The 21,151-nt window shown below is 70.7% G+C and carries 25 protein-coding genes and 1 pseudogene; 11 read left to right on the forward strand and 15 right to left on the reverse strand.

The window, feature by feature from the left end:
• Positions 1–22: 22 nt before the first annotated feature.
• Positions 23–976 (reverse strand): annotated as a pseudogene (locus tag R2K23_RS18835) (acyl-CoA dehydrogenase); the annotation flags it as partial.
• A 157-nt stretch (positions 977–1,133) separates the two neighbouring features.
• On the opposite strand from R2K23_RS18835, the gene R2K23_RS18840 reads away from it, so the two are divergent.
• The 6 genes from R2K23_RS18840 to R2K23_RS18865 all read left to right on the forward strand — a co-directional run bounded on the left by R2K23_RS18840 (position 1,134) and on the right by R2K23_RS18865 (position 5,651).
• Positions 1,134–1,589, forward strand: a complete 456-nt coding sequence (locus tag R2K23_RS18840; protein ID WP_316511689.1) for a nitroreductase family deazaflavin-dependent oxidoreductase — start codon at positions 1,134–1,136, stop codon at positions 1,587–1,589.
• Positions 1,590–1,656: 67 nt separating this feature from the next.
• Positions 1,657–2,574, forward strand: coding sequence for a 1,4-dihydroxy-2-naphthoyl-CoA synthase (locus R2K23_RS18845; RefSeq protein ID WP_316511690.1), 918 nt, complete (start codon positions 1,657–1,659; stop codon positions 2,572–2,574).
• 10 nt (positions 2,575–2,584) lie between these two features.
• Positions 2,585–3,433 carry an SDR family oxidoreductase gene (locus R2K23_RS18850; RefSeq protein WP_316511692.1) on the forward strand — a complete coding sequence of 283 codons (849 nt, stop codon included), beginning with the start codon at positions 2,585–2,587 and terminating at the stop codon, positions 3,431–3,433.
• 24 nt (positions 3,434–3,457) lie between these two features.
• Positions 3,458–3,844, forward strand: coding sequence for a VOC family protein (locus tag R2K23_RS18855; protein ID WP_316511694.1), 387 nt, complete (start codon positions 3,458–3,460; stop codon positions 3,842–3,844).
• A gap of 64 nt (positions 3,845–3,908) precedes the next feature.
• The gene (gene menE, locus R2K23_RS18860) at positions 3,909–5,018 is read left to right on the forward strand and encodes an o-succinylbenzoate--CoA ligase (protein ID WP_396893640.1); all 1,110 of its coding nucleotides are present in this window, start codon (positions 3,909–3,911) and stop codon (positions 5,016–5,018) included.
• A gap of 18 nt (positions 5,019–5,036) precedes the next feature.
• The gene (locus tag R2K23_RS18865; protein ID WP_316511695.1) at positions 5,037–5,651 is read left to right on the forward strand and encodes a pyridoxamine 5'-phosphate oxidase family protein; all 615 of its coding nucleotides are present in this window, start codon (positions 5,037–5,039) and stop codon (positions 5,649–5,651) included.
• Between the two features lie 7 nt (positions 5,652–5,658).
• On the opposite strand, the gene R2K23_RS18870 is transcribed toward R2K23_RS18865, so the two are convergent.
• Entirely contained in the window at positions 5,659–5,982 is a 324-nt protein-coding gene (locus R2K23_RS18870) for a branched-chain amino acid transporter permease (protein ID WP_316511697.1), read from the reverse strand.
• Positions 5,983–5,985: 3 nt separating this feature from the next.
• Positions 5,986–6,681 carry an AzlC family ABC transporter permease gene (locus R2K23_RS18875; protein ID WP_316511699.1) on the reverse strand — a complete coding sequence of 232 codons (696 nt, stop codon included), beginning with the start codon at positions 6,679–6,681 and terminating at the stop codon, positions 5,986–5,988.
• 100 nt (positions 6,682–6,781) lie between these two features.
• Between R2K23_RS18875 and R2K23_RS18880 the strand changes: the two genes are divergently transcribed.
• Both R2K23_RS18880 and R2K23_RS18885 read left to right on the forward strand, forming a co-directional pair.
• On the forward strand, positions 6,782–7,492 hold the full coding sequence (locus R2K23_RS18880) for a response regulator transcription factor (RefSeq protein ID WP_316511701.1): 711 nt from the start codon (positions 6,782–6,784) through the stop codon (positions 7,490–7,492).
• A complete protein-coding gene (locus R2K23_RS18885) occupies positions 7,479–8,504 on the forward strand; it encodes a sensor histidine kinase (RefSeq protein WP_316511702.1) in 1,026 nt (341 codons plus the stop codon). Before R2K23_RS18880 ends, R2K23_RS18885 begins: the two co-directional genes overlap by 14 nt.
• A gap of 13 nt (positions 8,505–8,517) precedes the next feature.
• Here the strand turns inward: R2K23_RS18885 and R2K23_RS18890 are convergent, their stop codons facing one another.
• On the reverse strand, positions 8,518–9,645 hold the full coding sequence (locus R2K23_RS18890; protein ID WP_316511703.1) for a nitronate monooxygenase: 1,128 nt from the start codon (positions 9,643–9,645) through the stop codon (positions 8,518–8,520).
• A 45-nt stretch (positions 9,646–9,690) separates the two neighbouring features.
• Positions 9,691–10,485, reverse strand: a complete 795-nt coding sequence (locus tag R2K23_RS18895) for an S-methyl-5'-thioadenosine phosphorylase (protein WP_316511705.1) — start codon at positions 10,483–10,485, stop codon at positions 9,691–9,693.
• A gap of 14 nt (positions 10,486–10,499) precedes the next feature.
• On the opposite strand from R2K23_RS18895, the gene R2K23_RS18900 reads away from it, so the two are divergent.
• Positions 10,500–11,369 (forward strand): 1,4-dihydroxy-2-naphthoate polyprenyltransferase, encoded by an 870-nt coding sequence (locus R2K23_RS18900; protein WP_316511707.1) that lies wholly within the window; start codon positions 10,500–10,502, stop codon positions 11,367–11,369.
• Here R2K23_RS18900 and R2K23_RS18905 read toward each other — a convergent pair whose 3' ends face one another.
• Together R2K23_RS18905 and R2K23_RS18910 are read right to left on the reverse strand one after the other, a co-directional pair.
• On the reverse strand, positions 11,370–11,927 hold the full coding sequence (locus tag R2K23_RS18905) for a Clp protease N-terminal domain-containing protein (RefSeq protein ID WP_316511709.1): 558 nt from the start codon (positions 11,925–11,927) through the stop codon (positions 11,370–11,372).
• Positions 11,928–11,931: 4 nt separating this feature from the next.
• The gene (locus R2K23_RS18910) at positions 11,932–12,165 is read right to left on the reverse strand and encodes a helix-turn-helix domain-containing protein (RefSeq protein WP_316511710.1); all 234 of its coding nucleotides are present in this window, start codon (positions 12,163–12,165) and stop codon (positions 11,932–11,934) included.
• Positions 12,166–12,301: 136 nt separating this feature from the next.
• Between R2K23_RS18910 and R2K23_RS18915 the strand changes: the two genes are divergently transcribed.
• On the forward strand, positions 12,302–13,435 hold the full coding sequence (locus R2K23_RS18915) for a phosphotransferase (protein ID WP_316511712.1): 1,134 nt from the start codon (positions 12,302–12,304) through the stop codon (positions 13,433–13,435).
• A gap of 3 nt (positions 13,436–13,438) precedes the next feature.
• Here R2K23_RS18915 and R2K23_RS18920 read toward each other — a convergent pair whose 3' ends face one another.
• Positions 13,439–13,747, reverse strand: coding sequence for a DUF4229 domain-containing protein (locus R2K23_RS18920; protein ID WP_396892352.1), 309 nt, complete (start codon positions 13,745–13,747; stop codon positions 13,439–13,441).
• A 48-nt stretch (positions 13,748–13,795) separates the two neighbouring features.
• On the opposite strand from R2K23_RS18920, the gene R2K23_RS18925 reads away from it, so the two are divergent.
• The gene (locus R2K23_RS18925; RefSeq protein ID WP_316511714.1) at positions 13,796–13,957 is read left to right on the forward strand and encodes a hypothetical protein; all 162 of its coding nucleotides are present in this window, start codon (positions 13,796–13,798) and stop codon (positions 13,955–13,957) included.
• Here R2K23_RS18925 and R2K23_RS18930 read toward each other — a convergent pair.
• From R2K23_RS18930 to hemL, 7 genes are all read right to left on the reverse strand, one after another.
• Positions 13,954–15,105 (reverse strand): MinD/ParA family ATP-binding protein, encoded by a 1,152-nt coding sequence (locus R2K23_RS18930; protein WP_396893642.1) that lies wholly within the window; start codon positions 15,103–15,105, stop codon positions 13,954–13,956. The genes R2K23_RS18925 and R2K23_RS18930 overlap by 4 nt on opposite strands.
• A gap of 185 nt (positions 15,106–15,290) precedes the next feature.
• On the reverse strand, positions 15,291–16,268 hold the full coding sequence (ccsB, locus tag R2K23_RS18935) for a c-type cytochrome biogenesis protein CcsB (RefSeq protein ID WP_316511716.1): 978 nt from the start codon (positions 16,266–16,268) through the stop codon (positions 15,291–15,293).
• Positions 16,265–17,818 (reverse strand): cytochrome c biogenesis protein ResB, encoded by a 1,554-nt coding sequence (resB, locus tag R2K23_RS18940; protein WP_316517405.1) that lies wholly within the window; start codon positions 17,816–17,818, stop codon positions 16,265–16,267. The genes ccsB and resB overlap by 4 nt, the downstream gene beginning before the upstream one ends.
• Positions 17,819–17,829: 11 nt before the next feature.
• Entirely contained in the window at positions 17,830–18,612 is a 783-nt protein-coding gene (locus R2K23_RS18945) for a cytochrome c biogenesis CcdA family protein (RefSeq protein ID WP_316511718.1), read from the reverse strand.
• Positions 18,609–19,211, reverse strand: a complete 603-nt coding sequence (locus R2K23_RS18950) for a TlpA disulfide reductase family protein (RefSeq protein WP_396892355.1) — start codon at positions 19,209–19,211, stop codon at positions 18,609–18,611. The genes R2K23_RS18945 and R2K23_RS18950 overlap by 4 nt, the downstream gene beginning before the upstream one ends.
• Complete coding sequence (locus R2K23_RS18955; RefSeq protein WP_396893644.1) at positions 19,208–19,792, reverse strand: histidine phosphatase family protein; 585 nt, start codon at positions 19,790–19,792, stop codon at positions 19,208–19,210. The genes R2K23_RS18950 and R2K23_RS18955 overlap by 4 nt, the downstream gene beginning before the upstream one ends.
• A gap of 28 nt (positions 19,793–19,820) precedes the next feature.
• A complete protein-coding gene (hemL, locus tag R2K23_RS18960; RefSeq protein WP_316511721.1) occupies positions 19,821–21,128 on the reverse strand; it encodes a glutamate-1-semialdehyde 2,1-aminomutase in 1,308 nt (435 codons plus the stop codon).
• Positions 21,129–21,151 lie beyond the last annotated feature (23 nt).

Consider the following 21,151-nt stretch of genomic DNA (forward strand, 5'->3'; position numbering starts at 1 on the left):
GGGTCGCCGCGACGGGAGGTTCGGGCGCGGGTGCCGACGGCTGCGTGGCGCACTCGCCGAGGGCGACCAACGCGCGCTCGGCGTGATACTGGCGGACATAGATCGACAGGTCCGCCACGCGTCGGGCATGGATCTCATTGCGGCACAGCTGCGCCGGATCCAGGGCGCGGCCCACCCGGGTGATGGTCTCGTCGGCCGCGCCGCCCACCGCGGCCCGCACCCGTCGCGCCAGCAGTTCACTGCGCCCCGCCTGATCGAAGGGATCGGCGTCGATCTGCGCGGCGCTGGCGTCGAGCAGCGCCGCCGCAGCGGCCAGCGTGGCATCGACTGCGCCGAGGTGCGCCAGGGCGTGTTCCCCGGCATCACCACCGGCCGCCAGTTCGTAGAGCGGTTCGGCGACGGCGCGGGCACCGCCGAACCAGCAGGCCGCCACCCCGATCGCCCGGTGCCAGAACCCCGGCCGGTTCCGGTAGCCGTCGGGCTCTCCCACGGGTGTCGCCACGGCATTGGTGAATCGGACAGCGCGGGTGTCGCTCCCGGCCATGCCGGGATTGGCCCATTCGCTGGGTAGCGCGCGCACCGTCGACTCCCACAATGACACCGCGAACAGTCCCTGGGTGCGGTCGGGATACCGGGCCGCGACCAGCGCATGGGTGCAGAACGACGCTCCCGGGCACCACTGCTTGGTGCCGGTGAGGATCATCGCACCGTCCTCGGTGACGTCCGCGGTCACCGTGTCGTCGGAGTCCTCGGTGTCCCACACCGCCCACAGCTGGCCGGCCTGCACCGGCTTACCGCCGAGTTCGTCCAGGATGGCCACCGCGTCCGCGTGGGACTTCGCGATCCGGGCAGCCGTCAGATCCTCCTGCGCCAGTTCGCGGAGCCGTTGTCAACGCCGCGCGGTGGCCCCCGAGCCGGGCAGCGGCACGTCCAGCTTGCCGCTGTCGAGCCAGTGCTTGACGATCCCGGCGGTCATAGCCGTTCCGCCCGGGGTCCTCTGCGCAGCGGTCCTGGGTGGCCGGACGACGGGGGACGCGACGTGAGCATGCCTGTTAGATAACCAATTCGACGGGATTCCACACCTTTGCGCTGGCACCATGGAAGCGGCGTCGTCCTCGGGGTAAGGAGCACTCATGGCCGAGCGGATCAAGCCACCGCGATGGTTGAAGCCCATGAACAAGGTCCTGATGGCGGCGGCCAGGACCGGCCTGCCCATCTTCGGCAAGGAGCGACCCGTCGTGCTGACGGTCCTCGGCCGCAAGACCGGCAAGCCCCGATCGACGCCCATCACCCCGATGGAGGTCAACGGGCAGCGCTACGTGGTCGGCGGATTTCCGGGGGCCGACTGGGTTCGCAACGCGCAGGCCAATCCGGAGGCCCAGCTGACCCGCGGCCGGCAGACCGAACGTGTTCGGATGGTGGAGCTGTCGGTCGAGGAGGCCCGGCCGCTGCTGCGGCAGTTCCCGACGCTGGTGCCGACCGGGGTGGGATTCATGAAGGGCGCCGGGCTGATTACCGAGGGTCGCCCGGAGGAGTTCGAGGCGTTGGCGGGCCGGTGCTCGGTGTTCCGGTTCGACCCCGCCGACTGACCCTGCCGCGGTCCGTCGAGCGCGCCCCTGGGCGCAGCCCAATCCCCCGCGGGCTACCGTTCACTGCGTGAGCGAAAACCCCTTCGATCCCAAGTTGTGGCGCCCGGTGGACGGTTTCGCCGACCTGGCCGACATCACCTACCACCGGCACGTCGACGAGGCCGGGCGGCCGCAGCCGACGGTGCGGGTGGCGTTCGACCGGCCCGAGGTGCGCAATGCGTTCCGGCCCGGCACCGTCGACGAGCTGTATCGAGCGCTGGACCACGCCAGGATGTCGCCCGACGTCGGGGTGGTGCTGTTGACCGGAAACGGCCCGTCGCCCAAGGACGGCGGCTGGGCGTTCTGCTCGGGCGGCGACCAGCGCATTCGCGGGCGCACCGGCTATCAGTACGCCGCCGGGGAGACCGCCGACACCGTGGACGTGGCGCGCGCGGGCCGGCTGCACATCCTGGAGGTGCAGCGGCTCATCCGGTTCATGCCCAAGCCGGTGATCTGTCTGGTCAACGGCTGGGCCGCCGGCGGCGGACACAGCCTGCACGTGGTGTGTGACCTGACGCTGGCCAGCCGCGAGCACGCGCGGTTCAAGCAGACCGACGCCGACGTGGGCAGCTTCGACGGCGGCTACGGCAGCGCCTACCTGGCGCGTCAGGTGGGCCAGAAGTTCGCCCGGGAGATCTTCTTCCTGGGCCGCACCTATGACGCCGAGCAGATGCACCACATGGGCGCGGTCAACGAGGTGGTCGACCACGCCCAGCTCGAGACGGTGGCGCTGGAGTGGGCGGCCGCCATCAACGGCAAATCGCCTCAGGCCCAACGGATGTTGAAGTACGCGTTCAACCTCCTCGACGACGGCCTGGTCGGCCAGCAGCTCTTCGCCGGGGAGGCGACCCGGCTGGCGTACATGACCGACGAGGCGGTCGAGGGCCGAGACGCCTTCCTGGAGAAGCGGGATCCGGACTGGAGCCCCTTCCCGCGGTATTTCTGAGGTCCGGGCGATGCTGTCTCCGCTGCGCAAACTGACCGAGGCCCTGGCTCTGGCCGGGATGCGCCCGCCACTGAGCCTGCCCACCGGCACCAACGTCGACCTGCGCGGCAAACGCGTCCTGCTGACGGGGGCGTCGTCGGGCATCGGGGAGGCCGCCGCCGAACAGTTCGGCCGGGCCGGGGCCACCGTGATCGCGGTGGCCCGCCGCAAGGAGCTGCTCGACGCACTGGCCGCGCGCATCCGGGCCGAGGGCGGCGCCGCGGAGGCCATCGCCTGCGATCTATCCGATCTGGATGCCATCGACAGGCTGGTGGAAACCGTTGGCGACGTTGACATCCTGATCAACAACGCGGGGCGGTCCATCCGCCGGCCGATGGCCGAGTCGCTGGACCGCTGGCACGATGTGGAACGCACCATGGCGTTGAACTACTTCTCGCCGCTGCGCCTGATCCGCGGGTTCGCGCCCGGCATGATCGAACGCGGCGACGGCCACCTGATCAACGTGGCGACCTGGGGCGTGATGAACGAAGCGGCTCCCCTGTTCGCGGCCTACAACGCCTCGAAGTCCGCCCTGGCCGCGGTCAGTCGCGCCATCGAGACCGAGTGGGCGCCGCGAGGCGTGCATTCGACGACGCTGTACTACCCGTTGGTGGCGACCCCGATGATCGCGCCGACCGCCGAGTATCGGGGGCTGCCGGCGCTGACCGCCGCCGAGGCCGGCGAGTGGATGGTGCGCGCCGCCCGCACCCGGCCGGTGCGCATCGCGCCGCGGATGGCGGTCACCTCCCGCGCGGTCGACGTCGTCGCACCGGGGTTGCTCAACACCGTCATGAAGCGCCAACGCATCCAGCCGACCTAGATTCTCGAGGAGAGGGACAACAGCATGGAGATCCTGGCCAGCCGGGTGCTGTTCCGGCCGAGCAACTACGACCGCTCGCTCGCCTTCTACCGCGACGCGATCGGGCTGGCGCTCGCCCGCGAGTACCCGGGTGGCACGGTGTTCTATGCCGGGCAGTCGCTGATCGAGCTCGCAGCGCACGGCGCTCCGCCGGCCGGGGCGCCGCCGTTCCCCGGTGCGCTCTGGCTGCAGGTCCGCGACCTCTACGCCACCCAGGACGAATTGCGGGGCCGCGGCGTCGCCATCGCCCGCGAGGCCCGCCGGGAACCGTGGGGGCTGCACGAAATGCACGTCGACGATCCCGACGGGGTGGCGCTGATCTTCGTGCAGGTCCCCGACGACCACCCGCTGCGCCGGGACACCCGGGGCTAGGATCGTCGCCATCGCTACTTTGCGCGCACTTGTCGTCCCGCCCGGCCCCTCGGCGCACTCGATGATGGCCGCGCTGTCCGCTGTCCTCGACGGCAGCGCCACGCCGGTGTTGCCCGTGCCCGGCGGCGACCTGCGTCAATATGAGTTGCTCACAAGCTCTTTGCGGGCCGGCGAACAGATCGACGACGACGTCGCGCTGGTGATCCCCACCTCCGGCACCACCGGCACCCCCAAGGGCGCCATGTTGACCGCGCCGGCCCTGATCGCCAGCGCCACCGCCACCCACGACCGACTCGGCGGCGCGGGCACCTGGCTGCTGGCCCTTCCGCCGCACCACATCGCCGGGGTCCAGGTTCTGATCCGCAGCGTGGTGGCCGGCACCACGCCGATCGAGATCGACGTGTCCGGGGGGTTCGACGTGGCGGCGTTGCCGGATGCGGTGGCGGCGATGCAGCTGAGCTCGGGCCGCAAGTACGCCTCCCTGGTGGGGGTGCAGCTGGCCAAGGCGCTGGCCGACCCGGTCGCCTGCGCCGCGCTGGCCGAACTCGACGCCGTCCTGCTGGGCGGCGGCCCCGCCCCCGCCCCGGTGCTGGAAGCCGCTGCGGTGGCCGGTATCTCGGTGGTACGCAGCTACGGCATGAGCGAGACCGCCGGCGGCTGCGTGTACGACGGGCGGCCCCTGGACGGGGTGGCGGTGCGCCTCGAGGACGACGGCCGCATCGTCCTGGGCGGCGCGACGCTGGCCAAGGGCTACCGCAACCCGACCGATCCGGACCCGTTTGCCGAGACCGGCTGGTTCCGCACCGACGACATTGGCGCACTGGACGATTCGGGTGTCCTGCAGGTGTTGGGCCGGGCCGACGACGCGATCAGCACCGGCGGCCTGACGGTGTTGCCGCAGCCCGTCGAGGCGGCGCTGAGCACCCACCCCGACGTGGTGGACTGCGCGGTGTTCGGCGTCCCCGACGAGCGCCTCGGGCAACGGGTGGCCGCGGCGCTCGTGCTGGCCGTCGGCGCGCCCGAGCCCTCGGTGGCCGACCTGCGGGCCCACCTGGCGCAGACGCTGGACGCCACCGCCGCGCCGCGGGAGATCCACATCGTCGAGCAGGTCCCGCGCCTCGGGATCGGCAAGGTGGACCGCCGCGCATTGGTGCAGCGCTACTGCACCGGCTGATCACGCATCATGGAGAGCATGCGCCGAGAAGTCAGCACCGTCGAAGCGCTCCGCGAGATCGTGGGGCATCCCAACGAGTACGTCGCCAACAAGGTCGGCGACGCGCTCAAGCCCATTCACCGCGATTGGCTGGCGCATTCCCCGTTGGCGTTCGTGGCCACCACCGACGCCGACGGCCGCGTCGACGTCTCCCCCAAGGGCGACCCGCCGGGTTTCGTGCACGTCATCGACGCCACCACCATCGCCATCCCCGAGCGTCCCGGCAACAAGCGCGTCGACGGCTTCCAAAATGTGCTGCAGCGCCCGCACGTCGGCACGCTGTTCGTGATCCCCGGCCGCGGCGACACCCTGCGGATCAACGGCCGCGCGACGGTGCTGTCTGACGCCGACTATTTCGAGTCGATGAGCATCGGCGGCAAGCGCCCCATCCTGGCGCTGGAGATCGCCGTCGAGGAGGTGTTCTTCCACTGCTCGCGGGCGTTCCTGCGCGCCGACGCCTGGCAACCGGAGACGTGGAACCCCACCGCGCTGCCCAGCGTCGCCCAGATGGCGCACGCCATGCGCACCGGCATGAGCCTCGAGGAACTGCGGGGCTACTACGACGAGGACAACATGCGCAAGGTGCTGTACTGACGCCGGCTCACCACAGCGTCATCAGCACGACGTAGACCGCGGTGCCGGCGACGATGCTCAGCAGCGCCTGCGCGCGCCACCAGTGCAGACCCGCCGTCACCAGCACCGCGATGCCGAGCCACAGCACGTCGAGGCCGCCGGCGGCGACCCCGGGCCGAAGCGTGTAGATCAACAGCATCACCATCACCCCGAGGGGCATGTGCAGGCCCAGGTACTTGACCAGCTCGCTGTTGCGCATCGGGGCCAGGCCCGCGAACGGCAGCGCGCGCAGCAGCCAGGTGATGGCCGCCGCGACGCCCACCAACAGTGCGATGTAGCTGTTGTCCGGCACGGCTCAGCCCGCCCGCGCCGGGCGTCGCAGGAACCGCACCGCCAGCGCGGCGGTGAACGCGGCGAACGCGGCGATCAGCAGCTGGCCGGGCACCACGATCCAGGCCGCCACCGCACACAACGCCGCCGTCGCCGCGGTCAGCCGGTCCGGGCGCTGCCGGTAGGCCTCGATGGCCAGCACCACGAACAGGGCCGTCAGCGCGAAGTCGAGCCCCTCGAGCCGGTCGATGGGCAGCACGGTCCCCAGCGCCGCGCCCGAGGCCGCGCCCGTCACCCACAGGCACTGAAGCATCAACTGCATCAACACAATCTGGCGGGTGGTCCACGTCGCCGCGGCGGGACTGACCGCGACGGCGTACGCCTCGTCGGACAGCGCGAAGGTGCTGAACAGCTTCAGCCACCAGCCGCGCACCCGCTGCAGCGGGAACGACAGGGCGTAGAACACGTGCCGGGAGTTCACCACGAAGGCGGTCAGCGCAACGGTGGCCACCGGCGCCCCCGTCGCCGCGAGCCCCACCATGAGGAACTCCAACGAGCCGGCGTAGATCACCGCGGCGAACACCGGCGCCCACCACCAGTCCAGGCCCGCGTTGACGACGAGGATCCCCAGCGCCATCCCCAGCGGGATGAACGCCAGGCCGATGGGCACGGTCAACGCAAGTACCGCCCGGAGCGGATGGTGCGGCGGCCGATCGGACATGGCCTCCAGTCTCGCCGGACCCGGGCCGGCGGCGCCAAACCGCCGTCATCGCCGCTGGTCGTGGGGTTTCACCGGACCCGCTTCGGGGTACAGATGGCCCATGACGGCGCGTGTCCTGGTGGCCGACGACGACATCGTCGTCCGCGACATGGTGCGGCGCTACCTGGAACGCGAGGGCATGACGGTCGCGGTGGCCGGTGACGGCCACGAAGCGCAGCGGGTGCTCGAAGGCGGGCAGGTGGACGTCGCGGTCATCGACGTGCTGTTGCCCGGCTCCAGCGGGCTCGCGCTGGTCCGCAATCTCCGTCGCGGCGGCGACTTCAGCCTGCCCGTCATCCTGCTCACCGCCCTGGGCGAAGAGGGCGACCGCATCGCCGGGCTGGAGGCCGGCGCCGACGACTACGTGACCAAACCCTTCAGCCCCCGCGAGTTGACGCTGCGGGTGCGTTCGCTGCTGCGGCGGGCTCCGGGCGCCTCGACCCCGCAACCCAGCGAGATCACCGCCGGAGCCATCAAGGTCTCCGCCGCGGCCCGCGCCGTGACCGTCGCCGGGAAACCCGTCGGCCTGACCAATCGCGAATTCGACCTGCTGGTGTTCTTCCTGACCCACCGCGACACCGTGTTCAGCCGACAGGAACTGCTCAACCAGGTGTGGTGCTGGGATTACGGCGACCTCTCCACGGTCACCGTGCACGTCAAGCGGCTGCGCGCGAAGCTCGGCGCCTATCACCAGATCCATACGGTGTGGGGTCGCGGCTATTTCTGGCGGGATGCGCCCGCCGCGCAGGACGCCAGCCATGACTGTGCCTGACGGCCTGGTCGAAACCGTCGGCGTCGTCCTGATCTGCACCGTGCCGGTGGTGCTGGCCGGCAGCCTGCTGGTCCGGCTGGCGCGGTCGTGGTCTTTGGCGGCCAGCATGGTGGTGCTGGTGCTGATCCCGCTGGCCGCCACCTTCACCGGGGTGCTCGGCGCGAGCGGCTTCATGATCAGCGGCACGCCGGCCAAGACCGCGGTGGTGGTGGTCATCGTGTCGGTGGTGACGGTCCCGGCCGCCGTGATGCTGGGCCACTACCAGGCGCGACGCACGGTGTGGGAGAAGGAGATCCGCGATGCCGAGCGCGCGGCCGAGGACTCGCGGCGCAAGCTGGTCGCATTTGTCAGCCACGACCTGCGGACGCCGCTGGCGGGTATCCGGACGGTGGCCGCGGCCATGGCCGACGGCCTGGTGGACCACGACGACATCGCCCGACATGCCCGACACATCGAACAGGAATCGATCCGGGTCTCCGAGATGGTGGAGGACCTGTTCGAGATGTCCAAGATCAACGGCGGGGCCATTGCGCCAGCCTTCGACACGCTGGAACTCGACCAGGTGCTCGACGACGTCGCGGCCGCCTACCGGCTGGTGGCGCAGCGGGCCGGGGTCGAGTTGCGGACGGTGGTACCCCCCGACCCGGTCCGGGTGGCGGGCAGCCACCGCGACCTCACCCGGGTGTTGTCGAATCTCGTCGCCAACGCCATCGCCCATACCCCCGAGGGCGGCTCGGTGACGATGTCCATGGGCTGCGACGAGCGGGGCGCCTGGGTGCGCGTCGACGACACCGGTTCGGGTATCGACGACGAGGCCCTGACCCAGGTCTTCGACGTCGCCTACCGCGGGTCGAACAACCGTGTGCCGCGGTCGGATCCGTCTTTGCCCAGCGGGTCCGGGCTGGGCCTGGCGATCGCGGCCGGCCTGATCCGGGCCCACCGCGGCACCGTCTCGGCACACAACACCGAGACCGGCGCGCGGTTCGAGGTGCGACTGCCCTCGCCGTGCTGAGCCGTGCTGAGCCTCAATCCTCGAGGGATCCGGCGAGGCGTTCGGCCGCGGCCACGTAGTCCTCGATGAACTCCAGCACCACCTCGCGCGCGGGCTTGACCTTGTTCATCAGGCCCACCCCCTGGCCGACGAAGTAGGTGGCCAACGCCTGGGCACCCTCGTGTCCGTTGGTGGCGAGCTTGTCCACCCGCCGCAGCACGGGCTCGACGAGCATGGACTGCAGCGGCAACGGCAGCGGCTGCTGCTTGCCGGGGTTCGGCGCCCAGGCGTCGGTCCAGTCCGAAACCAGTTGGCGGGACGGCTTTCCGGTCCGGCCGGCCGAACGGATGGTGTCCCGTGAGGAGGCGGCCAGCATCTTCTGCACGGTGTGCGGCGCGGTTTCGGCCTCCTCGGTGGTCAACCACACCGAGCCGGTCCAGGCGCCGGCCGCGCCCATCGCGACGCAGCCCGCCATCTGCCGGCCGGTCACGATGCCGCCGGCGGCGAGCACCGGGATGTCGCTGCCGATCTCGGCCAGTGCGGCCAGGACCTCGGGCACCAGGACCAGCGTGGACACCTCGCCGCAGTGCCCGCCGGCCTCGGTGCCCTGCGCGATGATCAGATCAACACCGGCGCGGGCCTGCTTGATGGCGTGTTCCCGGGCGCCCACCAGGGCGGCCACCGGCACGCCCGAGGAGCGGCCGGCCTCGATCATGTAGTCCGGCGGCACGCCCAGCGCGTTGGCCATCAGCTTGATCGGGTGCCGCAGCGCGACCTCGAGCAGCGCCTCGCCGGTGTTGCCGGACAGGTTGCTGTCGCCGAGCCGACGCTTCTCCTCGACGGGAATGTCGTGGCTGGCCAGCAGTTCGGTGACGTAGGTCTGGTATTCGGCCGGGATCCGGTCGGCCAGCTGGGTACCGGTCACCTTCTCGCCCTTGCCCTCGTACTTGGCCGGCACGATGATGTCCACGCCGTAGGGCTTGCCCTTGACCTGCTCGTCGATCCAGGTGAGTTCCTGTTCGAGCTGTTCCGGGGTGTACGCGGTGCCGCCCAGCACGCCGAGGCCGCCCGCGTTGGTCACCGCGGCGACCACGTCGCGGCAGTGGCTGAACGCGAACAGAGGAAAGTCGATGCCGTACTGCTCGCAGATCGGTGTCTTCATTCGCCAAGTATGACTTGACGGGTGTCAATAGTTCAATCTCCGGCGCTACGGCAACTCGAACGGCAGCGTGACGCCCGCGTGCGCCCGGCAGTCCTCGCAGGCCTGCTCGTCGGCGACCCGATCCAGCGCCGCGTGCACCAGCTTCTTGAACGGCGCGAGGTTGCGCTGGAATTCGGCGAACACATCGACCGTGCGCACCCCGGATCCGGCCTCCACCCCAGCGTCGAGATCGGTGACCAATGCGATTGCGGCATAACACATCTCCAACTCGCGGGCGAGCACCGACTCCGGATATCCAGTCATGTTGATCAGGGTGAACCCCTGCCGCGCATACCACTGGCTCTCGGCCCGGGTGGAGAACCGGGGCCCCTCGATGACCACCATGGTGCCGCCGTCGGTGACGTCGGGCAGCCCGGTCGCGGCCGCCCGCAGGTCCGGACAGTACGGGTCGGCGAAGCTGACATGGATGCCACCGGAATCGAAATAGGTGGCGGCGCGACCGCTGGTACGGTCCACCAGCTGATCCGGCACGACGACCGCGCCGGGCCCCAACTCGTCGGTCAGGCTGCCGACCGCGCACGGCCCGAAGATCCGTCGCACCCCGAGGGCCCGCAGCGCCCACATGTTCGCCCGGTACGGCACGGTGTGCGGGGAGAACTCGTGATCGACCCCGTGTCGCGGCAGGAACGCCACCTCGTGCTCGCCGACGGCGCCGAAGGTGATGGGTCCACTGGGCGCCCCGTAGGGGGTGTCGACGCTGACGGTGCGCGCGTCCGCGCCGAAGAACGAGTAGAAGCCGCTGCCGCCGATGACTCCGAGCATCCGACCATTCTGCGACATGCGACCATCAGTGCATGGCCACCGTCGCGCAGTGGATCCAGGGCGCCCGTCCGCGAACCTGGCCCAACGCAGTTGCTCCCGTGATCGCCGGCACCGGCGCCGCCGCCTGGCTCGGCGCGGCCGTGTGGTGGAAGGCGTTGCTGGCGTTGGCCGTCGCAGTGGCCCTGATCATCGGCGTCAACTACGCCAACGACTACTCCGACGGCGTGCGCGGTACCGACGACGACCGCGTCGGGCCGCTGCGCCTGGTGGGCGCCCAGCTGGCCCGCCCGCGCGCGGTGCTGAGCGCCGCGGTGCTCAGCCTGTCGATCGCCGCGCTGGCCGGCCTGGTGCTGGTCGCGGTCAGCGATCCCTGGCTGGCCGCGGTCGGTGCGGTGTGCATCGCCGGGGCCTGGTTCTACACCGGCGGCTCGAAGCCGTACGGGTACAGCGGGTTCGGCGAGATCGCGGTGTTCGTGTTCTTCGGCCTGGTCGCCGTGCTGGGCACCCAATACACCCAGGCGCTGCGGGTGGATTGGGTCGGCCTGCTGGCCGCGCTGGTCATGGGATTCCTGTCCTCGGCGGTGCTGGTGGCCAACAACCTGCGCGACATCCCGACCGACACCACCGCCGGCAAGATGACCCTGGCGGTGCGCCTCGGCGACGCGCGCACCCGCCGGTTCTACGTGGCACTGCTGGCGCTGGCAGGCCTGGCGACGCTGGGGCTGGCGGCGGCCACACCGTGGGCGCTGCTGGGGTTGGTGGCCGCGCCCCTGGCGGTCCGCGCGGCGCTCCCGGTAGCCTCGGGCGGCACCGGCCCGGCGCTGATCCCGGTGCTGCGCGACACGGGGCTGACCATGCTGGTGTGGTCGGTCGTGGTGGCCGGCGCGCTGGCGCTGGCCTGATCAGGCGGCGGCGTCGAGCAGGGCGATCACCGCGGCGCGCAACTGCGCGGTGTATACGTGCTCGGTGATCAGGGCGACGGCGTCGGGGTCGCCGCCGCGCAACATGCCCAGCAGCAGATGCTCCCCGGAGATGGTTTTGTCCTTGTGCGCCAACGCCTCCCGCAGCGCCAGCTCCAGCGCCTTCTTGGCCGCGCGGTTGAACGGCAGTGGGCCGCGGCGCCGGCGGCGCCGACCGGAGCGGTGCAGCGCCGCGTCGAACGCGTCCGGTCCGAACGAGGTGTTCACCGCGTCGCGCACCGCGTGGAGGTCGATGCCGATGTGCCGCAACGCTTCCGCGTCCCCCTCGAAGCCGGCGTCCCCGTCTGGTGCCAGGCGGTCGCGGATGCCGTCGGGGGTCAGCCCGTAGCCCGCCAGCAGCCCCGCAAGGTCGGCGCCGGCAGTCTGCAACAGACCCAGCAGCAGATGCTCGGGGCCGATGGCACGGGCCCCCAGGTCGCGGGCCTCCTCCTGGGCCAGGACCACGGCGGCGCGGGCGCTGCGGCTGAACCGCTCGAACATCGGCTCACCTCCTCCGGGTGTACTTCTGGTGCACGGCCTGGCGGCTGACGCCGAGCGCGTCGGCGATGGCCTGCCAACTCCAGCCCTGCTCCCGCGCGTTGGCGACGTGCAGCGCCTCGAGCCGCTCCTGCAGTCGCTGCAGCGCGCCGACGGCGCGCAACCCCACGGCCGGATCGATATCGGCCAAACTCTGATCGAGGCCCGCGTCCGGCGCCTGCGGGTCCGGGGCAGCGCTCATACATGTCAAGGTAACTTGACACGTTTCCGCCTGTCAAGGAATCTTGACGAGCCGCCGAGGACGATGCCGCCGCAGTAATGACAAACCACCGCCAATCTGTAAAGTTTGCCCCGAACTTCCCGAGCAGAGGATCGCGATGAAGAACGCACTGAAGCAGGCACGGTCGTCGGTCGGCCTGGTCGGCCATCTCGGCCGCGGGATGCAGCGGGTGGCCACCGATGCCGTCCTGGGCTCCCGGGTGGGCCTGCCCCGCGCGGTCGAAGCGCTCGACGCCGCGGTCCTGACCAAGGTGCTCGGGCGTCCGGTGAGTTCGGTGACCGTCCTCGGCGGGGACGCGGGTACCTCCTCGCGGGCGCGGCTCGCGCTGACCGGAGAGGGAGTGCCCGAGTCGGTGTTCGTCAAGATGCCCGCCAACAACGCCGCCACCCGGCTGATGGGCGAGCTCGGCCGGCTGGCCAACACCGAGGTCCGGTTCTACAACGAGCTGTCCGCGGACCTGACCGGGGTGCCGCGGTCGTACGGCGCCACCTTCGATCCCCTGACGGGCCGGTTCGTCCTGGTGCTCGAGGATCTGGCCGCCGACGCGTGCGAATTCCCCGACACCCTGCATCCGCTGAGTCCGGCTCGGGCGGGGCAGGTGGTGGAGCGGCTGGCCAAGCTGCACGGCGCCTTCTGGGAGCGGCTGCCCGCCGGCCGCGGACCGCTGGACTGGCTCTACACCGCCTCCGGGGACAGCACCTCGCTGCTCACCGGATCGTTGATGAACGCCTCGGTGAAGCGACTGGCCGACCGCACCACCATCCCGCTGGAGACCGGCCGCTTCATCATCGACAACTACCGCGCCGCGGCGACCCTGATCGACCGCCCGCCGCACACCGTCATGCACGGCGACGCCCACCCGGGCAACGTGTACTTCCGCAACGGCGCCGCCGGATTGCTGGACTGGCAGGCCGTCCGGCGCGGACACCCGTCGCGCGAACTGGCCTACACCCTGGTCACCAGCATGACCCCGGAGGATCGGCGCGCCGGTCAGCGCGAGCTGCTCGACGACTACCGCCGCGCGCTGGTGGCCGCGGGCGGACCCGACCTGGACCGCGACGAGCTGTGGCTGCGCTACCGCGAGGCCGCGCTCTACGCCTACGTCGCGGCGCTGATCACCGCCGGGATGGGCGGCATGCAGGTGGAGGACATCGCCATGGAGGGGCTGCGGCGCGCGGTCGCGGCGCTGGAAGACCTGGAAACCGTCGCGGCGCTGAAGGCCTCGCTGTAGGCCCTACTCCTGGGGCGGTTCCTCGCCGCGCAGCCGAGCCTGCAACTGCTCGCGGTCGCGGCGACGACGTTCGTCGACCGCGGCGATGCTGGCCGTGGCGCGCCGACGCAGCGGCGCGAACAGCCAGATGCCCAGCGGCAGCGCGATCACGATGGCGAACAGGAACGCCACCACCAGAGGGATGTCCCCGACCCCGACCCAGTGGGCGCCGAAGAAGATGAGCGCGACCAGCGCACCCGCCAAGACCAGGCGCGCGGCCGTGTAGACGAGGATGTCGAGCACCATTGCGCCGGTGGAGCGTTCTTCAGCCACGGGCCAGAGCCTACCGATACCGCGTATATTCGAACAAAGGAGGTTTCAGTGCTCTACCTGCTCGTCATCCTGATCATCGGGGCCCTGGTCTACGCCGGTTGGCGCTTCACCCGCGAACAAGCCAACCGCCCGCCGACCCGCGTCATCGGACCCGACGACGACCCAGAGTTCCTCTGGCGGCTCAGCCACGGCGACAACAACCCGCGCTAGGTCCGCCCGACCTCGCTGGGAAAGCCGTCGGCGACCACCGCCGCCAGGTCGATGAGCGCATCCCGCGTCGCCGGCTGCAAGCGGTCCAGGCTGATCTCCGCCCCTTCCTCCAGGTGCGGATCGAACGGCACCAACCGGACCGCACGGCACCGCCGCGAGAAATGATCGACCACCTTCTGCATGTCGACCTTGCCCGACCGCGGACGCACCGCGTTGACCACACACACCGAGTTGCGCACCAGGTCTTCGTGTCCGTGGGCGTCCAGCCAATCCAGCGTCGCCGAGGCGCTGCGGGCGCCGTCCACCGAACCGGAGCTGACCACGATCAGGGTGTCCGCGCTGGACAGCACCGCCGACATGGCCGAATGCATCAGCCCGGTCCCGCAGTCGGTGAGCACCAGGCTGTAGAACCGCTCCAGAACCTCCAGCGTGCGCGCGTAGTCCTGGGAGCTGAACGCCTCCGAGACCGCCGGGTCGGTTTCGGAGGCCAGCACCTCCAGCCGGCTCGGGCCCTGAGAGGTGTAGCGGCGCACGTCGCTGTAGCGCTCGATCTGGTCCGCCTCGCGCAGCAGGTCGCGCACCGTGGCGGGGGTTTGCAGCGCCACCTTCTGGCTGAGGGTGCCCCGGTCGGGGTTGGCGTCCACCGCGACCACCCGGTCCCCGCGGATCGAGGCCAGGGTGGCGCCCAGCGTCGCGGTGATGGTGGTCTTGCCCACCCCGCCCTTCAGGCTGAGCACCGCAATCCGATAGCACCCCTGCAGTGGGTGGTTGACGTGCGCGATCAGGTTCCGGCGATGGGCGTCCTTCGGGCTCTCCCCCACGTTGATCGTCTTCCCCGACAGCAGGTAGAGCCAGCGGCGCCAACCGCTCGTCGGTGCCGGTTTGACGGGCCTGAGCAGGGCGTTGGTCGAGAGGTCGGGATACGGTGTCTGCGGCACCTCGGGTCGGTAGGGCGGCGGCAACACGGCGCCGGGCGGATACGCTCCCGGCGGCGCCGGCGGCCACGGCTGGCCCGGCGGCGGACCGACCGGCGTCGGGCCCGACGGGCCGTAATGCCCCATGGCCGGGAACCCGGTCGGCGGCGTCGCGTCTCCCCACTGCGGCGACTCGTCGCCAAATCCCCCGGACGGGTATCGGGGCAGCTGCATGGTCTCGGCCGGATCGGCCGAATGCCGCGGGGCCTCATCGGTGGGCGGCGGGCCCGGCAACCACGTGGGCGGCTCGTCGTTGTCCCTGCCGTGGCGAGCATCCGCGCTGTGCGTCGGTTGGTCAGACAATGGACCGTTCCCCCTGGATCGACGTCAGTTGCGTGTGCACCCTATACCGAAGCGCGTCAGCCCACCCCGGCGTAGGAGTGCAGGCCCACGGTGACCAGGTTGATGAAGAACAGGTTGAACACCATGGCCACGAAGCCGATCACGTTGATCCAGGCGGCCTTCCGGTCCCGCCAGCCCGCGGTCGAGCGCGCGTGCAGGTAGGCGGCGTAGACCACCCACGCGATGAACGACACCGTCTCCTTGGGGTCCCAGCCCCAGTAGCGCCCCCAGGCCTCCTCGGCCCAGATCGCGCCGAAGATCACCCCGAAGCCGAACACCGGGAAGGCGAAGATGGTGGTGCGGTAGGCGATCCGGTCCAACGTCTGGGCATCGGGCAGCCGCGAGATGACCCGTGCCACCGGGCCTTCGGCGCCCGGCGACCCGAACCGCGACATCTTCAGCAGGAACAACAGGCTGGCGACGCCGGCCACCAGGAAGACCCCGGAGCCCAGGCTGACCACCGACACGTGGATCGGCAGCCAGTAGGACTGCAGGGCCGGCATCACCGGGGCGGCGTGACTGTAGAGCCACTTGCCCGACACCGTCAGCAGGATCAGCACCGGAACCAGGACGAACACCCACAGCGTGCGGTACTGCGGACGGCGCAACACCACCGCGGCGGCCACCAGACCGCACCAGCAGGTCAGGTTGATGAACTCGTACATGTTGCCCCACGGCACCCGGCCGGTGGACATGCCGCGCAACACGATGCACGCCAGCAGCAGCGCGATGCCCAAATAGACCAGCGCCAGCCCGGTGCGGCCCACCCGGTCGTCGACGGAACGCCGCGGCGCGTCGACGACAACACCCGGGGTGGCACTGTCGGCGGCGACCGCCCCGGCGTGCACCAGTTCCTGTTCGGCCACCTTGCGGCTGCGGCTGTAGGCCAGCTCGACCGCCAACAGCAACAGCGCCACCATCAGCACGACGACCGATGAGGTGAACGCCCAGTCCGAGTACCGGGCCAGGTCGAGATCCACGTGCTCGCTGTTCATTGCACTCTCTCTTCACTAGCGGCGGCCAACAACCGTTCGGTGAGCCGTTCGAATTCGTCGCCCCAGCCCGAGTTGTCGGTCCTCGCCAACCCGCCGAGCTCGACGTTCACGGTACCGCCGGCCGCTGCCGTGGTGAGACGGACCCAGATCCGGCGCCGCCGGACCACCAGGGACACCAGCAGGCCGGCCATCATCGTCATCGAGAACACCAGCACCCAGACCTGGCCCGGATCGTGTGAGACCTGCAGGTTCACGAAGGGGGTGACGGCGTCGAAACTCAGCACCGAACCGTCGTCGAGGCGGACCTCTTCGCCCACCCGCAGGTTGACCCGGTCGAGTTTCTCCAGCCGGCCCTGTTCGATGAGCCGCTCATCGAGGCTGAACAGCGACTGCGGGCGTCCGGAGTCCAGGCCGGTATCGCCGCGGTAGATGTCGATCGCGACGGCCGGGTTGTTCGGCGCCGGATAGCTCGACGACAGCAACGTTCCGTGCAGCTGTTCGGTGGGGGCCAGCAGGCCCTGCACCGCGATCTGCTGCTTGCGGCGTTCGTCGACGTCGGGGTACATGCCCGCGGGCGGGTCGATACGCACCACGCCCGACGACAACATGGTGAGCTGATCGTCGGGCCGCCACTGGATGGTCTGCGAGCGCACCTCGCCGTTGGGGAACCGCAGGGTGAAAGTCGGCGCATACCCGTGACCCTGCAGGTAGATCCGGTCCCCGGCCACCCGCAGCGGATGGTTCACCGCCAGCGGGTAGGGCCGCCAGTTGTCGGCGGCCAGGTCGTCGCCGGCCTGATAGGAGATGTCAGCGGCGAACGAGATGGCCTGGCCGCTGGGCAGATATTCCGCCTCGAAGTCGTGCACGCGCACACAGATCGGCTCCAACGACGTGCCGTCGACGCTGTTGCCGGCGCGGAACGAGTCGAACGCCGCCGGGGAGGCCGAGCAGAAGCCCGGGCCGCCGTCGGCGATGACGATGACGTTGCCCTCGTAGCCCAGCATCCGGCCGAATGCGATCGCGACCAGCAGGCCCAGCAGCGAGAAGTGGAACACCAGGTTGCCGAACTCGCGCAGATACCCCTTCTCCGCGGACAGTTCGACCGGGCCGTCCGGGCCCGCCGGGGTCCGGACCACCTTGCGCCAGCCGCGCAACTTCTGCGACATCCGCTCGGCGAGGACCCGCGGATCCCCGGTCGCGTCGGCCTCGGCGTGTTTGGGCAGCCGGCCGAGGTTGCGCGGCGCGGCCACCGGCACCGCGCGCAGCGTGCGGACGTGCTCGATCATCCGCGGGGTCAGGCAGCCCACCAGCGAGACGAACAGCAGCACGTAGATGGCGGTGAACCAGAAGCTGGAGAACACGTCGAAGAACTGAAACCGGTCCAGCCACGGCCCCAGGGTCGGACGCGCCGCGATGTATTCGTCGACCTTGCCGGTGTTCAGGTTGCGCTGGGGCAACAACGCACCCGGGATGGCCGCCAGCGCCACCAGGAACAACAGCACCAGCGCGGTCCCCATCGACGTCAACCCGCGCCAGGTGTTGCGGATCATCGCGAAAATGCTCAAATCGGCAGCCTCACGTCACTGATGAACGCATCGCGCACCCAGGAGATGAATTCGTTCCACAGCCCACTCACCAGCGCCAGCCCGACGAGGATCAACAGCACGCCGCCGACGATCTGGATGGTCCGGGTGTGCCGGCGCAGCCATCCCAGCGCGCCGAACGCCCAGGTGGAGCCGAGCGCCAACACGATGAAGGGCAGACCGAGGCCCAGGCAGTAGGCGATGACCAGCGCCACCCCGCGCGCGACGGTGGCGCCGTCGGTCGCCGAGGCCACGGTGATGACGCCGGTCAGCGTCGGGCCCAGGCACGGCGTCCAGCCGAGCGCGAACACCGCACCGAGCAGCGGCGCGCCGGCCACCGTCGACAGCATCCGCGGGGACAGACGCGCCTGGCGCTGCAGCGCGGGGATGAAGCCGATGAACGCCAGCCCCATGACGATGATGACGACGCCGCCGACCCGTTGCAGCACAAGCTGATTGGTGATCAGCGACGTCGTCATACCGAGTACGGCGACGGTGCCCAGCAGGAACACCGCGGTGAACCCGGCCACGAACAGCAGCGCCGAACCGGCGACGCGCCAGCGCTGCGTGCGGAGCTTCAGCGCCCCCTCGGCGGCGTCGGCGCGCTCGTCCACACCCACGACCGCGGCCAGATACGACAGGTAGCCGGGCACCAGCGGGACCACGCACGGGGAGGCGAACGACACCAGCCCGGCGAGCAGGCTGAGCCCCAGCGCCAGCAGCAGCGGCCCCGAGACGGCCAGTTCGGCGGCCCCGGTCATGATTCGGCTGCCAGCCGCTGCACCAAGGGCAGCAGGTCCTCGGCGAGCAGTTCCCGCAGGAACACCGCCGCCACCCGGTGCTGGCGGTCGAGCACGATGGTCGACGGGATCGCCGAGGTCGGATACCGGCCGCCGAAGGCGATCATGGTGCGCATCGGCGGATCGTAGATCGACGGGAACGTGATGTTGCGGTCCAGGATGAAATCCTTGGCCGCGTCACGGTCGTTGTCCCGCACGTCGATTCCGAGGAACGCCACGCCCTGATCGCGGGTGGCGTCGTAAACCTCCTGCAGCTGCGTCATCTCGGTGCGGCACGGACCGCACCACTGCCCCCAGACGTTGATCACCACGACGTCACCGGCGAACTCCTCGAGCGAACGCTCCCGCTCGGGGTCCATCAGGTCGGGGCCGCGGATGGGGCCGGGCTGCCCGCGCGATTCCGGCGGGTCGTAGAAGATGTCGGTCTTCCCGCCGGGTGCGACGAACTCGAACGTGCCGCCCTGGGCGACGGCGTCGTCCCCGGTGGCGCAGCCGGACAGCGCCAGGCAGCCGGCCAACGCCAGCGCCAGCAGCGCGAAGATCCGACTGCGCAGGCTCACAAGCCGGCCGCCGGTTCCGAATACGACACGTCGGTCAGCCGGTCGTCGGTGAACGTGAAGGTGGTCAACGACGCCAGGTTGCACTGCCGTCGGCGCGGGTCGTGCGCCAGCCGGACGCCCTGCATGTGCCGGCGCAGCGTCTCCACCGGCAGCTGGTGGCTGACGCACACCACCTCGCGGCCCTCACCCTTGAGCCGGGCTCGCTCCAGCGCGGCGGACATCCGCGCGGCGATCTCCCGGTACGGCTCGCCCCACGACGGCGTGAACGGGTTGCGGACCTGCCACCAAACCTTGGGGTGACGCCACACCCCGTCGCCGGGCGACATCCGCTTGCCCTCGAAGAAGTTCGCCGATTCGATCAGGTCCTCGTCGGTGCCGATGGACAACCCGTGCCGGGCCGCGATCGGCGCCGCGGTCTCCTGCGCGCGCTGCAGCGGGGAGGCGATGACCACGGCGATGTCGTTGTTGCCCAACGCATCCGCCACCGCCCGCGCCTGGGCCTGCCCGCGATCGGACAGCCGGTAACCGGGCAGCCGTCCGTAGAGCACTCCCTCGGGGTTGTGCACCTCACCGTGGCGCATCACGTGGACGCGCGTCGTCACCGTCAACTCAGGCCTCCGGGTCTTCTGCCGCCGCGGCGGCGCGCGCCGCCACCGGCAGCGCGTCGGCGATTCGGGCAAACGCGTCGTCGTCGAGGGCGGCCGAGACGAACCAGGCCTCGTACGCGCTGCAGGGCGGGTACACCCCGGCGTCGAGCAGCGCATGGAAGAACGGCGGGAAGCGCCAGGTCTGGCTGGCCCGCGCGGAGGCGAAATCGGTGACCGGATCCTCGCCGAAGAACACCGAGAGCATGTTTCCGGCGCGCTGAAGCCGGTGTGCGACACCGGCTTCGGACAGCGAGTCGGTCAGCAGGGTGGCCAACCGGTCGGCGTTCGCATCCAGTGCGGCGTAGACGGCGTCGTCGGCCGCCCGCAGCGTGGCCAGTCCCGCGGCCATCGCGACGGGGTTCCCGGACAGCGTCCCGGCCTGGTACACCGGGCCCAGCGGGGCCAGCCGGTCCATGACCTCGGCCCGGCCGCCGAACGCGGCCGCCGGCAGCCCGCCGCTCATCACCTTGCCGAAGGTGAACAGGTCGGCGTCGACGGGGTCGAGGCCGTACCAGCCGCTGCGGCTCACCCGGAAGCCGGTCATGACCTCGTCGAGGATCAGCAGCGCGCCGTGTTCGGCGGTGATCCGACGCAGCGCGGCGTTGAACCCGGCCGCGGGCGGCACGCAGCCCATGTTGCCCGGGCTGGCCTCGGTGATGACGACGGCGATCTGGTCACCGTGTTCGGCGAAGGCCGCCTCGACGGCGGCCACGTCGTTGTAGGGCAGGACGATGGTGTCCGCGGCGGTGGCCCCGGTGACCCCCGGCGAGGACGGCAGCGCCAGCGTCGCCACCCCGGAGCCGGCGTCGGCCAGCAGCGCGTCGACATGGCCGTGGTAGCAGCCGGAGAACTTGATCACCTTCGCCCGCCCGGTGAAGCCGCGGGCCAACCGCACCGCACTCATGGTGGCCTCGGTGCCGGAGTTGACCAGCCGGATCTTCTGCACGGGCGCGACGCGGCCGACGATCTCGCCGGCCAGTTCGGACTCGGTGGGGGTGGGCGCGCCGAAGGACAGCCCGTGGGCCGCGGCCCCGGCGACGGCCTCGACGACCGCCGGGTGGGCGTGGCCCAGGATCATGGGCCCCCATGAGCACACCAGGTCCACGTAACGGTTCCCGTCGGCGTCGGTGAGCCAACAGCCCTGCGCCGAGGTGATGAAGCGCGGCGTGCCGCCGACGGCGCTGAACGCCCGCACCGGCGAGTTCACACCACCGGGGATCAGCTCGACGGCCTCGGCGAACAGTTTCGCGGACTGATCGGTACTGGCCATGGCCACCAGTGTCCCAGGACCGT

Source organism: Mycolicibacterium sp. MU0050, assembly GCF_963378085.1.
GTDB lineage: Bacteria > Actinomycetota > Actinomycetes > Mycobacteriales > Mycobacteriaceae > Mycobacterium > Mycobacterium wendilense.